Below are 754 nucleotides of genomic sequence, written 5' to 3'. Positions count from 1 at the left end.
CTGATTGGAAACTCGCTATTGTACACAAGCGCGATCTTCCTCTTCAGGAGCCCGAGGAGGACACGCCAGAAACGAGGTAGGTCCAAGGGCACAGTCTAGCTGTACTTTTCTGCAGATGTTTGGCCATCAAGTGCTAACCCCGTTGTTGAAGATTTTTGTCCTGAACCCTTCTCATTAGCATCCAAACCCCGGGAGTCAGCCTCCGAGTTCACGCCTTCTCACGGGGAGTAACCTGCTCGCTGCGTGTTGGGGTGATTCTGAGCTGCAGATTTTCATTACTCACCGACTTTCTCACAGTGAGTTAATACTTTGGCTGATGCGGGAGTGGACTCTACACAACGCCGATTAGTAAAAGTGGGCCTCTGTGAGGGGAACCAAGAGTATATTATATGTCGCTATATAAAATTAATCCAGGGTTGAAAAAAAAAAGCGCGTCGTGGAAACAGGAAGGCCCATCACCAGAAGTCACAGACTTCTGGTTAGAGCTCAGAGAGTTCTGTCGACACCCTAAAGCGCGAGTCGTTAGGCGAGCGGTAGGGCAGGATAATTCACTTGTCGTCACCAGAGCCACGCACGATCCCGACGTTACTCGTCGCTTCCTGACTGATGCGCTCTGCAATCGTCCCGAACATGATTCGAGATGCCTCGCTCCGTTCGGAAAGTCCGACACAGATCGTGTTGTAGTGATTGACCGTATCGAGTATCGCAGCCTCGATATCGTCGTCGACGATCACGTCACTCTCGTACTCCTCCG

At 51.2% G+C, this 754-nt stretch carries 1 protein-coding gene; it reads right to left on the bottom strand.

Annotation, left to right across the window (positions count from 1 at the left end; translation table 11 throughout):
* Positions 1-548 precede the first annotated feature (548 nt).
* Positions 549-754, bottom strand: a 206-nt coding sequence (locus tag C5B91_RS21175; RefSeq protein WP_233547867.1) for a hypothetical protein, incomplete at its 5' end; no start/stop codon positions are given.

Source organism: Haloferax sp. Atlit-10N, from assembly GCF_003586325.1.
Lineage (GTDB): Archaea > Halobacteriota > Halobacteria > Halobacteriales > Haloferacaceae > Haloferax > Haloferax prahovense.
This window is presented reverse-complemented; position numbering and strand designations above follow the sequence as displayed.